12 protein-coding genes and 1 pseudogene are annotated in these 14742 nt (G+C 43.9%); 10 read left to right on the top strand and 3 right to left on the bottom strand.

The features are described from left to right. From B3O12_RS02695 to B3O12_RS02670, 6 genes and pseudogenes are all read left to right on the top strand, one after another. Positions 1-676, top strand: a pseudogene (locus B3O12_RS02695) (hypothetical protein); the annotation flags it as partial. Positions 677-868: 192 nt separating this feature from the next. Continuing rightward, positions 869-2008: a hypothetical protein gene (locus B3O12_RS02690; protein WP_286755203.1), complete on the top strand. Its 1140-nt coding sequence runs from the start codon at positions 869-871 to the stop codon at positions 2006-2008. Between the two features lie 98 nt (positions 2009-2106). After that, complete coding sequence (locus B3O12_RS02685) at positions 2107-3918, top strand: alpha-L-fucosidase (protein ID WP_286755202.1); 1812 nt, start codon at positions 2107-2109, stop codon at positions 3916-3918. A 160-nt stretch (positions 3919-4078) separates the two neighbouring features. Continuing rightward, positions 4079-4654 carry a c-type cytochrome gene (locus tag B3O12_RS02680; RefSeq protein ID WP_286755201.1) on the top strand — a complete coding sequence of 192 codons (576 nt, stop codon included), beginning with the start codon at positions 4079-4081 and terminating at the stop codon, positions 4652-4654. Positions 4655-4936: 282 nt separating this feature from the next. Further along, a complete protein-coding gene (locus tag B3O12_RS02675; protein ID WP_286755200.1) occupies positions 4937-5758 on the top strand; it encodes a helix-turn-helix domain-containing protein in 822 nt (273 codons plus the stop codon). Between the two features lie 501 nt (positions 5759-6259). Beyond that, on the top strand, positions 6260-7789 hold the full coding sequence (locus tag B3O12_RS02670) for a GH3 family domain-containing protein (RefSeq protein WP_286755199.1): 1530 nt from the start codon (positions 6260-6262) through the stop codon (positions 7787-7789). Here the strand turns inward: B3O12_RS02670 and B3O12_RS02665 are convergent. From B3O12_RS02665 to B3O12_RS02655, 3 genes are all read right to left on the bottom strand, one after another. Beyond that, entirely contained in the window at positions 7786-8373 is a 588-nt protein-coding gene (locus B3O12_RS02665) for a hypothetical protein (protein ID WP_286755198.1), read from the bottom strand. The two genes, B3O12_RS02670 and B3O12_RS02665, sit on opposite strands and share 4 nt — an antisense overlap. 113 nt (positions 8374-8486) lie before the next feature. Next, the gene (locus B3O12_RS02660) at positions 8487-9932 is read right to left on the bottom strand and encodes an SDR family oxidoreductase (RefSeq protein ID WP_286755197.1); all 1446 of its coding nucleotides are present in this window, start codon (positions 9930-9932) and stop codon (positions 8487-8489) included. Between the two features lie 105 nt (positions 9933-10037). After that, positions 10038-10793 carry an OmpA family protein gene (locus tag B3O12_RS02655; RefSeq protein WP_286755196.1) on the bottom strand — a complete coding sequence of 252 codons (756 nt, stop codon included), beginning with the start codon at positions 10791-10793 and terminating at the stop codon, positions 10038-10040. Between the two features lie 130 nt (positions 10794-10923). Here B3O12_RS02655 and B3O12_RS02650 point away from each other — a divergent pair, with 130 nt between their 5' ends. The 4 genes from B3O12_RS02650 (at position 10924) to B3O12_RS02635 (ending at position 14740) form a co-directional block, all read left to right on the top strand. Next, on the top strand, positions 10924-11289 hold the full coding sequence (locus B3O12_RS02650) for a response regulator (RefSeq protein WP_286755195.1): 366 nt from the start codon (positions 10924-10926) through the stop codon (positions 11287-11289). Further along, complete coding sequence (locus tag B3O12_RS02645; protein ID WP_286755194.1) at positions 11286-12659, top strand: sigma-54-dependent transcriptional regulator; 1374 nt, start codon at positions 11286-11288, stop codon at positions 12657-12659. Before B3O12_RS02650 ends, B3O12_RS02645 begins: the two co-directional genes overlap by 4 nt. Beyond that, positions 12656-14089, top strand: coding sequence for a PAS domain-containing sensor histidine kinase (locus B3O12_RS02640; RefSeq protein WP_286746037.1), 1434 nt, complete (start codon positions 12656-12658; stop codon positions 14087-14089). The genes B3O12_RS02645 and B3O12_RS02640 overlap by 4 nt, the downstream gene beginning before the upstream one ends. A 132-nt stretch (positions 14090-14221) precedes the next feature. Next, positions 14222-14740 carry a Dps family protein gene (locus B3O12_RS02635; protein ID WP_189631573.1) on the top strand — a complete coding sequence of 173 codons (519 nt, stop codon included), beginning with the start codon at positions 14222-14224 and terminating at the stop codon, positions 14738-14740. Positions 14741-14742 lie beyond the last annotated feature (2 nt).

Genomic DNA, 14742 nt, shown 5'->3' with positions numbered 1-14742 from the left:
GGCTGTTTTTACATACTCAAATGCTCAAAACGAAACGGTGAATGGTAACCTTATAGTGACAGGAAGCGCAACGGTTAATACCAACATCAACTTAGGTAGCACATTAATCTTTTCAGCAGATCAAGGCTTAAATCATACTGCATCAAGGATCATTTTATACAGTCACAATAATTATAGAGGTGCCGGGACATACAGTTATGGACAGACCAGTGATTGGTTTTGGGGTAATCCATATAAGGATCATTCTAATAGGTGGATAATTAGCAAGGCAAGTTCAGGTACAGGTCCAGCGACTGCAAATCCTGATAATGCACTTTTTACTTTAGATGGCCATGGTAATTTGGAATTAGCGAACAACCTAATAGCCAATGGAAATATTGAAACCAAAAAGGTCAAAGTAACCGCCACCCCTGGAAGTGTTCCCGATTACGTGTTCAAGCCGGATTATGAACTGAGAAGCCTACCGGAATTGGAAAGCTACATCAAGGCCAACTCCCACCTTCCGAACGTGCCTAGTGCCAAAGAAGTGGAAACCAACGGCCAGGACGTTGGCGATATGCAGCTCAAACTTTTGGAGAAGATTGAAGAGCTGACCCTGTATATTATTGAACAGAATAAAAAACTACTTCAGTTGGAACAAGAAATTCTTGAACTGAAAAATAAGGGCAAACAGTAGAGATATATTGACTAGATTGCTACTATGAATGGCTTTAAGCACACACATTTACTTCTACTATTGCTAGGATTACTAACCACCAGTAATGTTTTGCTATCTCAGAGTATTGATTTCTCGAATGACAATGGAATTGAAACCTCTTCTGGGGAGCTTCAAACTTCCAACAGCAAATTTTTAAAAGAGCTTAGGCAATTGAGAAAGAGAGGTAAGGCCAGGCTCTCCAAAGAATATCCTGAGTTGTCAGATGAGGAGATTGATAGGCTCATTGAAGAGCGTAAGAACAATCTTGAAAAAGAATTGCATGATACTACGCAGACAGCCTTTACCGATATTCGCAAACAACTGGTTGAAGACATTAAGAAAACGCCTGAAAAATTACCGGTATCGGATGAAGTAAAACAAAGTATCTCCGAGATAAAGGAGTTGGAAGCAATTGAAACCTTAAAGCGCGATAGTCTAAAGGCCAGAGATGTTTTCAATGCTCAGAATCTGAGAAAGGTGAATAAGAGGGCTGCTGAGTTGTTCGAAGATTTAGAGCAGTATAAATCGCAATTCAGCGATTGGGATAAGGAATTGCTGGCTCAGGTAGAGAGTATACCCGAAGCCCAACTGGCCAAAAAGCAAATAGATAAGATGAAAGCTTATAAGCCACTTCCTGAAGGTTACAGACAAAATATGGATCAGTTTCAGACCAACGATTTTGTCAAAGAAAAATTAGAAAGTAAGGCAAAGGAACTAGAAAGCGTTGGAGAAAGCCTACAAGGGAGGTTCGATGATGCTATGGTTAAAATGCAGGAAGCCAAGGAAGAGTTTCCAAGCTTGGAAAGTTTGGAAGAAGCCCCCAAAAGGTACAATCCTTATAGAGATCAGCCTTTTCTGAAAAGGCTTAAGTTTGGAGGTAATCTTACCTACGTTCCCGAAAAACCAGTTTCCATAGATTTTGCTGGCAATGTGATTTACCCAATAAACAAACGTTTAGCATTCGGATTCGAAATAGCAGGAAGAGCTAGGTTGGGGAAAATAGACCAAACCACAACAAATAATGATCTAGCAAAGAATTTGTTAAGCATCAGAAGTATTTCCCGCTATCAAGTGACCCCCGCCCTTTACCTGCAAGCCAATTATGAGGCCACCCAGTATAATTTAACCAACTCACAAGACAACCTATACTCTAGTCTATGGCATAATACTTTACTTGCTGGTATTGGAAGACGTTTTGTGCTTAAGGAGAAAATAAAAATTAATACCACCGTACTTTATGACTTCTTCTATGACCCTTCGCGTAGTCCAAACAAAAGATCATGGGTAATTAGATTAGGCTTTGAGCTCTAACCAGAATTCCTGACTAAGGTTTGCTTGCCTTTATTACTTTCCCTCAACGAGATCTCCACACCATTTCCTTTAACTTAGAGGTTTACTCCTGTGGCCCCATGAAAAAGAGGTTAGTTTCTATTGTGTTGTTGGCTGTTACTTTGTGTTATACCCCGGCTTTCGGTTGGCAAAAAGTCTATTCGGCCAATTGGCAAGAATTGAAGAACCGCCCTTACCCCAAGTGGTTTACCGATGCTAAACTCGGTGTATTTATTCATTGGGGCGTTTATTCTGTTCCCGCATACAGCAATAAAGAAGATTATGCAGAATGGTATTTGCGTGGATTGATGCTGGGTGATTCGCTGAGAACCAACTTCATGAAAAAAAATTATGGCGAAAAATTTACCTACAACGACTTTGCTCCATTTTTCAAAGCAAAACTTTTTAACCCTGATGAATGGGCACATATATTCCACAAGGCAGGTGCAAAATATGTGGTAATGGTTGCCAAGCATCACGATGGTTATGCGCTTTGGCCAAGCCGGTATGCCCGCAACTGGAACAGTATGGAAGTGGGGCCTAAGCGTGATCTGGTGGGAGAACTGACCCGGGCTGTGAAAGACGCAGGACTTAGAATGGGGCTATACTATTCATTGCCTGAATGGAACCACCCATTGCATCGTTGGGATACCGACCCGCATCGTAACATTGGCCCATATGTAGAGCAACACATGATTCCGCAATTCAAAGAGCTTGTCGCCACTTACAGGCCAGATCTGATTTTTGCAGATGGAGAGTGGTTCAATTCGGCTGAAGAATGGCATGCCGCTGAATTAATAGCCTGGTACTTTAATTTGGTGGGAGCAGATGCTGTGGTAAACGACCGGTGGGGCAATGGTAGCGAAGGAATGGGCTTTATTACACCGGAATACAGCTCAGGAATAAAGACCTCAGACAGGCCGTGGGCAGAGGTAAGAGGCCTGGGGCGCTCGTTTGGATTGAACCGATTCGAAAAATTGCAAGCCTACTTAACCGGTACTGAACTTGTACACAGTTTTGTAAGAGCTGTGGCCAATGGTGGGGGAATGATTATTAATGTGGGACCAACAGCTGATGGTCAGATTCCGCTTTTACAGCAAGATCGGTTAATGCAATTAGGCGACTGGCTGGCCATTAATGGGGAAGCCATTTATGGAGCCGAAACGTATACCGTAAGTGGTGAGGAGCGCCAGGTCACTTTGCAGCGAGTGGATGCTCAAATAAACTTTAACTGGGTAAGGAATAGCCCCGGAAGTCCTATAAGGGAAGATGAGTTTACAGCCATTTGGGAAGGATACTTGAGGCCAGACCAAAGCGGCCCGTTCCGGATAGAAGCACTGGCCGATGATGGGGTTCGGGTGTGGATCAATGACCAACTCGTTATTAACCAATGGAAGAATGCGCCCGAGGGAGCCAATGGCTCTGTTATGGATAATGATGCGGTAGTAGTAAGCCAGGGAGTGTTGAGTTTAGAGGCAAACAATAGGTATCCCATACGAATAGAATATTTTGAGAAAACTCACAATGCCCGTCTGGAACTCTACTGGATAACACCCAATGGCAAGAAAGAGGTCATCCCTCAAAAAAATTTACTGGTAAACCTCGCAGGCAATGAAAACGGGTTGAAGGCCACTTACCAATCGCTGCAGCAACACATTGCCTATACACAAAACCGGGGTAATATATATGCCATTACCATGCAATGGCCAGATGATGAGTTGGTTTTGTCTATTCCCCGGCCCAATAGCGAAACCCGAATCAATCTTTTAGGTTATGACTCTATCGACTTGCCCTGGCACTACCGAAAAGGCAAGCTGATTATCGATACCTCCGGTATAAAGTTCAGTCGTGTAGAAGGGAAACATGCCTGGGTTTTTCGTCTGAGTCGGTAGACCTTCCGTTTTTTTGGGTTACACACTTTGCAAAGTTCTGAAAGCAAGGTGCTTTTCGCTAGAATGTCGTTTTTTTTCAATACTCCAGCGATGGCTCTGCTCTAATTTCGTGACTGAATTTCATAAAAATTCATACTCAAAACTTACAACAACAAACATTATGAAAAGCAAGGTCAATTACATGGTGGCATTGGCAGTAGGACTAATAGCCGCTTGCCAACCGCCTGTTATGGAGCAGCAAATAACGGCTCCAATACTTACAGAGCAGCAGGAAATTTTAAAAGGGAAAAAGCTGGTTACCACCATTGGTTGTGGCGACTGTCATTCGCCCAAGGTTTTTACGGCATTTGGTCCGGAAGAAGATAACACCCGTTTGCTCTCAGGGCACCCTCAAAATGAACCACTCCCTGCGGTCAATAAAGAACTGGTAAGCGAATGGGTACTCTTTGGCCACCAAAGCACAGTGGCCGTGGGCCCCTGGGGCGTCTCTTATGCGGCAAACATTAGTTCGGACGAAACAGGAATCGGCAACTGGACTTTCGAGCAGTTTAAAACAGCCATGACCAAAGGCAAATATAAGGGTGTTGAAGCCAGTCGCGATTTGCTGCCGCCAATGCCATGGCCAAACTATGCTCAGCTGGAGGAAGACGAACTCAGGGCTATTTTTAAATACCTCAAATCTACTCCTCCCGTCCGCAATATTGTTCCTGCAGCACGACCTCTCGAAACCTTATAGGTGTTTTTCACTATTCAAGAATCCTAAAATGAATATCAGATACATTACAGCCATATGGATGTGTGCCGAAATAATAAAGCCAAGTGCAATAGCTATCAACTGGTTCGTCAGGCAGGTAGTACAAGTTTTACAACCATTGAGTTAGAGGGGTGCACCGGATGCAAAACAGAGGTTACCTATCAGAAACTCAACCCATAGAAACAGAGAGGTTGCAGCAGTATTCTTTACCTGCTGCAACCTTCTTTGGCAAAATACAGTATTGGCAAAGTCTGGTATTCATTTATGAGGCCTTCTTACTACACTTTTAAACCTTCGGCTCATTTATCAGGAATTGTTAGCCATTATTGGGTAACCACAACAGACTTTGAGCCTAACAGCCTTACCACGGAACAAACCTGTTTGCCTCTGGGTACGGCCGAGTGGATTATTCAGGTAAGAGGAGAGCTTCAATTGGGTAAGATTGATAATGAATGGAGGGTGTTTCCGAGCAACTATGTCGTAGGGCTCATGGACAAACCCGTGCATTGGAAAATGCATGGCAACAGCCAGGTTATCGGCATATCGCTAAAGCCCGAGTGGTTTTCTGCCATTTTCAGTTTCCCGCTAAACAGTGTACACAATGCTTTCATTGAAGCTCAATTTTTAGACAACCCCATATTCTCTTTGCTTAGAAACCACCTTCTTAAAGAAGAGAATTTGGAAAAGCAGGTGGCTTTGGTAGATGAGTTTCTCATTGACTGGGTGGATGAGCAGAAGGTTGCCAATGAGTTTTTCGTAAGAGCAGTGGGAGCCACGCGAACCGGAAACGCTCTTTTCAGCACTAAAGCTTTACGCGATAATTTTTATTTATGCGACAGGCAAATACAACGCTTGTTTAAAAGTCATTTTGGATTGAGTCCCAAGGCCTACGAGCGCATTACCCGCTTCAGCCATACCATTGAGCGCATTACCCAAAACCCCAAACCTTGCTGGAATACCCTGGCCGATGAACTGGGTTATTCCGATAGAGCACACCTGGTTCGGGAGTTTAAATATTTTGCGGGGTTTACTCCGTCTAGTACTAACCTGGCCGATTCGTCCATTCATCGGGTTATGGCTAAGTAGTAAGTTTATTTAAAAAAGTCAGGGGCAATGGCGAAAAGCATTTTTCCCGGTTATTTCCAAATAGGTAATTCCACTGTCAATTTGAAAAAGCAAAATACTCAGCAAATGGGCTTTATCAGTGCCGGTTTCACAGTAAGTTGTTGCTGAACTTCCGTTGCTTACATCTTTATCATTTCAATAAATAAGGTGGCCAGCAATAGCGTAGCAAACAAAAAAAAGAAGAAACGAGGTATCCTGGAGCGCGAAATACTTCGTTGCGTAAAGGCAAGAAAGGCTGTGCTCACCGTGATAATTAGAAAAATTATAATCCACACCAACATCTGTAAGGCTATTGAGTTGATCATAGTGATTCAAAAATCTCTCCAATACCAATTCGACTTAGGGAGACCTTTGGATAGAAAGTTACGCCAGGTCATTTCACCTTTTCAAATAACCCTTGAGCCGTAAAGGTTAATCTGGTCTAAACTTTGAATTAAATAGGGCGCAAACAAGAATAACACTATGCCATTACTCGGAAAAATCATTAAAAAAGCGATAGATGTAGGAGGCCAAATAGCCGAAACGAACGACAGCCCCTCCCAATTGCAGCAAACCATGCTTCGCGAGTTGCTCGAACGGGCGAAAGATACAGTATTTGGCAAGGCCTATGCCTTTGAAGAGCTTCTCCGGTCTGAGACACTTGTGGAAGATTTTCGCAGCCGTGTGCCGACATTTGACTACAAACGGATGAAGGAGGCATGGTGGCACAAAACTATTGAAGGACTACCTGATATTAGTTGGCCGGGTACACCGGAGTATTTTGCCTTGAGCTCAGGAACTACCGGCAACAAGAGCAAGCGCATCCCCGTCACTCAGGAGATGATTGAGGCCATTCGTGAAACCGGTCTGAAACAGGTATTAAGTCTTTCGGAACACGACTTGCCCGATAGTTTTTTTGAGAAACAAATTCTGATGCTGGGCAGCAGCACCGATTTAAAAGAAGTGGATGGGCATTATGAAGGCGAAATTAGTGGAATAAGTGCCAGTAATATACCTTTTTGGTTTCGTGGCTACTACAAACCGGGGGAGGAGATTGCCGGTATAGACGATTGGGACGAGCGAGTGGAAGCCATAGCAAAAAAAGCACCTGAATGGGATATTGGAGCCATTTCCGGTATACCTTCATGGATTGAGCTGATGCTAAAAAAGGTTATCGAATGGAATAAGGTGGAGAGCATTCACGACTTGTGGCCCAATCTGGCGGTGTACAATTCGGGAGGGGTAGCCTTTGAGCCTTACAGGGCTAGTTTCGATAGCCTCACCAGTAAACCCATGCTTTACCTCGATACCTACCTTGCCTCTGAAGGCTTTCTGGCCTATCAGGCCAGACCCAACCAAAATATGGCCATGCAACTCTCTCTCAACACAGGTATCTATTTTGAATTCATACCCTTTGAGGAGAAGTATTTCGATGAATACGGGAGCCCGTTTCCTGAGGCTCCGGCTCTCTCGTTGAATGAAGTTGAGCTAGAGAAAGATTATGCTATTCTTATTTCTACTGTGAGCGGAGCCTGGCGATATAGCATTGGCGACACAGTAAAGTTTACTGATCTGGAGCGAGCTGAAATCAAAATAACAGGCAGAACAAAACACTTTCTCAATGTAGTGGGGTCACAGCTTTCGGTGGCTAAAATGAATGAGGCTATTCAGGAGTTGGAAGAAAGGTTTGGAGCAGAAATTCCTGAGTTTACAGTGGGAGCGGTTCAACGCGAAGGAGAGTTTTATCATTTGTGGTTTTTGGGCCTGGGAACTGCAAAAGACCTCAATGCTCAGGAGGTTTCAGAGGCTCTGGACGAGCTGCTCAAAACCAAGAATAAAAACTACAGGGTGGCCCGGTCAAAAGCATTGAAAGGAGTAGATGTAAGGCTAATTACTGCCGAAGACTTTCACCGTTGGAATGCTGAGAAAAAGCAGAAGGGAGGCCAGGTAAAAACCCCTCGAATGATGAACGAGGAGTCGCTAAAGGAGTTCGAACATTTTTTAGAAGCCTAAAGAGCGGGCTGCGCGTTGTTATGCTGATTGGTTTCTACCATCTGCATAATCTCCTCTGGAGAGAGATATAGCCGCTTCATCTTCTCTTTGTACTTTCTCGGTATCTGGGCATGGCTCAAAATGTAGTTTTTCGTTTTTACAATCATGTCGCCCAGGCCATGCTGCACGGCATATTCATCGGCTTTCCGTTCCGCTCCTTTCACAAAGTGGCCAGACAGCCAATAGTTGAGTCCAAACCAAATCATGCCGGGCACTGACCGGTCTTTATAGTCCATTACATGGCCTAACTCATGCCCCAGCCAGCCAATAAGAACATCTTCAGGAAGGTCTTCAATTTTTAAACTTTCGTTACCTAGTTTTATGAATCGGCTAATGTTCACGTAATAAGCTCGTTCCACCAGCACACCAAACAAACTTTTAATTACCGGCCGGGCACTCATTACCGTTCGGCCATTGGGCTTATTAAAGCGAAAAATGATGCGAACATTTTTTAGCTCCGGGTAAAAAGAAAGCGTCTTCAATGCAGGAAAGTAAATTTCTTCGGGTATGGTTTTCTTATAACCAAAGGTCTCTATAGGTTTCATAACAGTCGTTTTTAATTATATTTAATTCATTACACTTCAAGGCTTAGCCTGCGTTTTTTGGCGGCTACTCCGTAGCAAGCTTCTAAAGAGTATTTTCAATAACTTTATTGCCATTAGATTTTGGGCTCCACAGATTTCGTTTGAGCTATACCACTGATCATGCCATTGAATACAAAGCCATGAAAGGGCCATACGGCCAGCCAATACAGCCTACCCCAAATGCCCTTAGGCCTGAAAGTAGCGGTTTGATGGAGAACATTGTGTTTATCTATTTTGAATTCCAGCCAGGCATCGCCAGGTAGTTTCATTTCGGCAAAAAGCAAGAGCCGTTTATTGGTTTTATCGGCTACAATTACCCGCCAAAAATCGAGCGAGTCGCCCGAGTTGATCGCAGTGGGGTGGGTGCGACCTCTTCTAAGCCCTACACCGCCCACCATTTTATCTATAAGTCCTCGCAACTTCCAAAGCCAATTGCCATAGTACCATCCTCTTTCTCCCCCTATGGACCATAGGTTATTAAGCACAGCAGCTTCATGAGTAACAGGTCTTTGACGGTGATCTTTAAAGCACCCGAAAGAAGGAACTTCAACCAGATCTTCGAACCTCTTGTTAATGGTTTCACTAGACATAGCGTCTTTCCAACTCGATATCAATTGGTTTTGCTTTATGCGCGAAAATGCTCTTCTAACGGCTTCTTCATAAGTAATTAGTTCAATGTCTAGCTGCTTGGTTAGTGTGTTGGGTTTAGCAATTACTTCAGTTTTCATGCTCTCTACCAGGTGTCGCGCCAGTCCGTAAGAGGTTGAGGTTACAAAATATAGCCAGTAGGAGCTCAGTCGAGGGGTTAGTACCGGCACAGACACTATCAATCGCCTGAGGCCTCTTACCCGGGCAAAGCGAAGCAGCATTTCCTTGTAGCTCATTACTTCAGGCCCGGCTATGTCGAAGGTCTTATTGTAAAGGGCCTTGTTGAGTAAGGTTTTGTCGAGTATTTCAAGAATATTGTTCACCGCAATAGGTTGCGATTTGGTTTTGAGCCACCGAGGAGCAATCATTAGAGGTAGTTTTTCTACCAGATCCCTGATTATTTCGAATGATCCACTGCCCGACCCCACGATTATACCGGCTCTCAAAGCAGTGAAGTTATAGGGCCCCCGACTTAGTATTTTTTCTGTGTTAAGCCTCGATCTCAGGTGAGGCGATAGTTCGTTGTCGTTGGCAATTCCACCCAGGTAAATGACTTGTTCAAAGCTTCGCTGGGTGGCAATGGCTAAAAAGTTCTGTGCCATTTGCTTTTCTCTGTCTTCAAAACCATTGCCGGAAACAGACATGGCGTGCATCAGGTAATATGCTGCATCAATGTCTTGAGGGATGTGATTGAGCGTGTCAGGTTTTAGAAAATCGGCCTCTATTGTGGTTAGTTGAGGATGATCGACCAAAGCATGGTTGAATCGGCCGGCATCGCGCACACAGCACACCACCTCTAAATCTCTTTCCAGTAAGAGGTAAAGCAAGCGTTTGCCTATATATCCGTTAGCACCCGTCAGTAATACTTTCATGCTTGGCTCAGGATAAAATTCATTTAGAATATTTTTTGATTCAGCAAATCCCAAAGCCCGAATTTCGGGCTTTGGGAAATATCTATTTTTAATGGATGTTTCAATCTATTCCACCTCTTGCAGTAGAGTTTCAACATTGGGAACAATAATGAATTCAACTCGTCTGTTCAGGGCCTTCATAGCTTCTGAGGTGTTTTTTGCCACCGGGTCGAACTTGCTTTTACCCGCAACCATTAGTTTTTGGGCCGAAACATCATGTTCACGGATCATACGCTCTACAACTGCCATGGAGCGCTCTACCGAAAGATCCCAATTGTTTTCGGGACCAATGAGTGGGTCGCTGTCCGTATGACCTTCCACTATAATCTCCGCATGGCGCATTTGCATAATACCTTCTGCTATTCTATCAACCAGCATTTGGCCTCTATTGTTGATTTTGGCACTGCCCGACTCAAATAATAGCCCTTCATCTACCGAAAGCCGAATCATGCCTTCTTCTACCATCACATCAATACCATAGTCTTTAAAAGTAGCTACAATGGCTTCAGTTTCCTGCTGCCACTCTTCAACAAGCTCGGCTTTATCCGTTTTATCTTCCAATAGCTCGTCTTGAGCCTCAATATTCGCTCTCAACACCGCTATTTGCTCTTGCATTCGATCGTTCTCTTTCAGTAATTCTTCATTGTATTGCAGCAGGTTGTCGCGCTCGGCTACCAACTGTTGCATGCTGGTTTGTAGACTGTCAATGTTACTTGCCTGGGTAGCAATAAGGTCTTTTTGGGCTGAGCAGGAGCTCAGGGCAATAAGAGCCGTTACTCCCAGCAGGCTTCCAATCCATTTGTTTCTATTTCTAATCATCATATCAATTCTTTTTTTTGGTCATTTAAGGAGAAAAGTTCGTGCCGCTTCGAACAAAATATGCTCAGGGCCATTTATTAAGCTGAGGTGTGTAATTTTTTCTACAAAAGCGTTGTGTAAGACACTCAATAGAATGGAAGCTAAAGCACATGTTTTAATTGTTGACGATGAGGAAGATATAGGCCTGATGCTCTCCCGGTTGCTTCAAAAGACAGGCTATCATACAGAATTTTGCACCAGTGTGGCTGAGGGGCGAATAAAGCTGAAACAAAAAAAATACGACCTGTATTTTCTTGACCTGAACCTGTCTGATGGCAGTGGCTTTGATCTTATTCCGGAAATCAGGCAACAGCCTGAGGTTTCAGGCATAATTATTATTAGTGCCTATGATGGATTGCAAGAAAGAGAGCGGGCAAAAGCTTTTGAGGTGAACGCTTTTGTGAACAAGCCCTTCAATAAAAAAGAAATTTTAGAAGCAGTAAGCCAGATACGTTTATGAAGAAGATACTCATAATAGATGATGACAGAGAAATATGTCTCCTTTTGAGAAAATATCTGACCAAAAAGGGTTTCGAAACCCATGAAGCGCTGAGCGGAAAAGAAGCCGAAAAATGGCTAAAGAAGCAGGAGGTAGATTTAATTCTTTGCGATTTTAAACTGCCCGATTACAATGGTCTTGAAATGCTGGAGAAGATTAAGATTATAAGGCCAGCTGCCAAAGTGATCATCATTACCGGCTACAGTGATGTGCGCATAGCCGTGGAGGCACTCAAAAAAGGAGCTTTTGAATATGTAACCAAGCCGCTCTATCCCGATGAAATAATGCTTACCATTACCAATGCGCTGGAAACAGAGCATAAGCAGGCAGCGCCTGTACCCAAAAAGCCCTCGAGGCCGGAGGTAAGCAAAACGGACTTTATCTCTGGCAAAAGCCTTTCAGCTCAGAAGGTGAATAAGCATATTGAACTTATTGCCCCTACCGATATGTCGGTGATTATCTTGGGAGAAACGGGTACCGGAAAGGAGTATGTTGCGCGCGCCATTCACCAAAAGAGTGCTCGTTCTGGAGCACCGTTTATTGCAGTAGACTGTGGAGCTCTGCCCAAAGACCTGGCCGGGAGCGAATTGTTTGGACATGTAAAGGGGGCTTTTACCGGGGCCCTGCGCGACAAGAAAGGCTGTTTTGAGTTGGCCAATGAAGGCACACTTTTCTTAGATGAAATTGGTAATCTGAGCTACGAGAATCAGATAAAGCTGCTGCGCGTATTGCAAGAGCGAAAAGTAAAACCTCTGGGAGGCAGCCAAGAACGCAAAGTAGATGTTCGCATTATAGTGGCCACCAATGAAGACTTGAAAACAGCCGTTCGAAAAGGCGAATTCAGAGAAGATATTTATCACCGTTTAAACGAATTCAAAATTGAGCTTTCGCCCTTGCGAGAGCGCAAGGAAGATATAGAAGTGTTTGCCTTACATTTTCTTAAACTGGCCAATGAACAGTTGCGAAAAAATGTGGAATCTATAGACAAGAGAGCACTCAAAATACTAGAAAACTACACTTGGCATGGCAATTTGCGAGAGCTCAAAAACGTAATTAAAAGAGCTGTTCTGTTGTGCGATGGGCCTGCTTTGAGCAAAGAACATTTGCCCGAAGAAATAACCTTTCCGGTAGAAGATGATCAGCCCGACTTTGAAATACTCATAGATGGAGAAGCCCCTCCAAGCCTAAAGGCAGTAACCGAAGCCGCTGAAAAAACGGCCATTATCAACGCCCTGAAGCGAACCAATAACAATAAAAGTAAGACGGCAGAAGTCTTGCAGGTAGACCGAAAAACACTCTACAACAAGCTAAAAGCATATAACCTCTCATGACACTCACAGAAGGCGAAAAACTACTGAAGAGTATTTTAAACACTACTCCCCATGGCATTGTGGCTCTTAAGGCCGTACGCAACACCAAAGGGGGTATTGAAGACTTTCAGGTACAACTTATTAATGCGGAGGGCCTGAACATACTGGGGCGTTCGGCAGAGGATATTGAAGGAGCAGGTTTTTTAGAGAGCTTTCCCGGGCAGGTAACCAACGCTCTTTTCGATTCCCTCAAAGAGGTGGTAGAAACAGGTGAAAGACTTAAACGCGAAGTGCAATTTCGAAGAGGGCAGGAGTCCCTTTGGTATTCCATTCATGCCACACGGTTTGCCGATGGGCTCACCATTAGTTTTGTAGATGTATCGGAAGAGAAACAGCATGCCCTGGAGCTAGGCCAATCCGAGGCCAAGTATAGGCAACTCTTTGAGGAGAGCATGGACTCTATTTTTCTCATGAACAACGAATATCTTATTCTGGAGTCCAATGCATCCATGCTTCAACTGTTTGGTTACGACCAAAAAGAGATACGTTTTCTGAGCCTTTCCGAGCTGTTTTCTGATGAGGAAACCTTCTGGCACTTCAATAAACAGTTGTATAAAAACAACAAGGTAGAAGAGTTTGAGGCCGAAATGCGTATGGCCAACGGACAAACTGTAGTTTGTCTTATCAACCTGGTAGCTCTAGAGAAAAGCCAGGCCCAGGTAGGGCTCTATCAGGGAGTCATTAAAGATATCAGCAAGCGCAAGCAAGCCGAAGCCGAATTGTTACTGGCAGAGAAGCTTTCCATGACCGGTAAAATTGCCCGCAGCATTGCCCACGAGGTACGCAATCCGCTAACCAATCTGAGCTTGGCTCTGGAGCAACTCAAAGACGAAGTGCCCGAACACCTGGAAGATGCAGAACTTTACTTCAACATCATAGGTAGGAATGCCAGGCGCATAGAAGAACTCATTTCAGGGCTGCTCGAGTCTTCCAAACCCAAAGCCCTTAGCTTGGAAAACAGTCAAGTCAATGAAGTAGTAAAAGCCGCTGTGCAGATGGTTGAAGACCGCATTAACCTGCAACAGATGAAACTGGAGCTGCAACTTCATGAGGGGTTGCCGGCAGTAGCGCTTGACAAAGACCAAATGAAAATGGCGTTGGTAAACCTTATGATTAATGCCATAGAAGCCATGAAAGCAGGCGAAGGTGTTTTGCGGGTGAGCACCCTGCAACAACAACAGCACATTCTTATTCACATAGAAGACAACGGTAAGGGCATTTCTAAAGAAAACCAGAAGAAACTCTTCGACCCATTTTTCACGGCCAAAAAAGGAGGCATGGGGCTGGGGCTCACCAGCGTTCAGAACATTGTACAAAGCCACCTTGGCGAGATAAAAGTAACGAGCGAAGAAGACCAGGGTACCCGTTTTACCATATCCATCGCTCTTTAGTTCGTAGCGGCAATTCCACAACATTGAGGAACTCCCTTCCCGAAAGTTTCTGCTATACCTCTCTTTTGGGGCGCCAGGGCATACTGGAACGGTATTGGCAACACTTAGGGCAGAAACAAACGAAAAAAATATATGGATAACGGAGTAGCAACTAAAATACATTCAGAAACTAAGAAAAGAGCCTATTCACGATTGGGCTATACGAAATTGGAAACAGCCGAAATTGTTGAAGCCCTCAATAAATTATTGGCCAATTACAGTGTACATTATCAAAAGCTGAGAAACTTTCACTGGAATGTAAAAGGAGCCGATTTTTTCGACATCCATGAAAAGTTCGAAGATCAGTACAACGATGCCAAAGTGGCCATAGACGATATCGCAGAGCGTATAAGAGTGTTTGGTCAAACACCCTATAGTACTATGAAAGAATATCTGGACGAATCGGAAATTAAAGAGTCCAGCTCAGACCTTACAGCCATGGAAATGGTTTCCGAAATTCTGAAAGACTATGAGATTTTGCTGGAACACATGTTCAATGTGATTAATGTCGGACTCGATAAAGGTGATAGCGGAACTGTAGATATGATGAACGCTATGGTGAAGAAAACGGAGAAAAATCACTGGATGTTTACCGCCTTTTCAAAGAAATAATT

Source organism: Roseivirga sp. UBA838 (assembly GCF_002296035.1).
In the GTDB taxonomy this organism is placed as follows: domain Bacteria; phylum Bacteroidota; class Bacteroidia; order Cytophagales; family Cyclobacteriaceae; genus Roseivirga; species Roseivirga thermotolerans.
Note: the sequence above shows the minus strand (reverse complement) of the source record. Positions and strands in the feature narration are given on the sequence as shown.

Coding starts and splice junctions, on each gene's coding strand:
- B3O12_RS02685 (WP_286755202.1), top strand. CDS start 2,107: ATGAAAAAGAGGTTAGTTTCTATTGTGTTGTTGGCTGTTACTTTGTGT.
- B3O12_RS02680 (WP_286755201.1), top strand. CDS start 4,079: ATGAAAAGCAAGGTCAATTACATGGTGGCATTGGCAGTAGGACTAATA.
- B3O12_RS02675 (WP_286755200.1), top strand. CDS start 4,937: ATGAGGCCTTCTTACTACACTTTTAAACCTTCGGCTCATTTATCAGGA.
- B3O12_RS02670 (WP_286755199.1), top strand. CDS start 6,260: ATGCCATTACTCGGAAAAATCATTAAAAAAGCGATAGATGTAGGAGGC.
- B3O12_RS02665 (WP_286755198.1), bottom strand. CDS start 8,373: ATGAAACCTATAGAGACCTTTGGTTATAAGAAAACCATACCCGAAGAA.
- B3O12_RS02660 (WP_286755197.1), bottom strand. CDS start 9,932: ATGAAAGTATTACTGACGGGTGCTAACGGATATATAGGCAAACGCTTG.
- B3O12_RS02655 (WP_286755196.1), bottom strand. CDS start 10,793: ATGATGATTAGAAATAGAAACAAATGGATTGGAAGCCTGCTGGGAGTA.
- B3O12_RS02650 (WP_286755195.1), top strand. CDS start 10,924: ATGGAAGCTAAAGCACATGTTTTAATTGTTGACGATGAGGAAGATATA.
- B3O12_RS02645 (WP_286755194.1), top strand. CDS start 11,286: ATGAAGAAGATACTCATAATAGATGATGACAGAGAAATATGTCTCCTT.
- B3O12_RS02640 (WP_286746037.1), top strand. CDS start 12,656: ATGACACTCACAGAAGGCGAAAAACTACTGAAGAGTATTTTAAACACT.
- B3O12_RS02635 (WP_189631573.1), top strand. CDS start 14,222: ATGGATAACGGAGTAGCAACTAAAATACATTCAGAAACTAAGAAAAGA.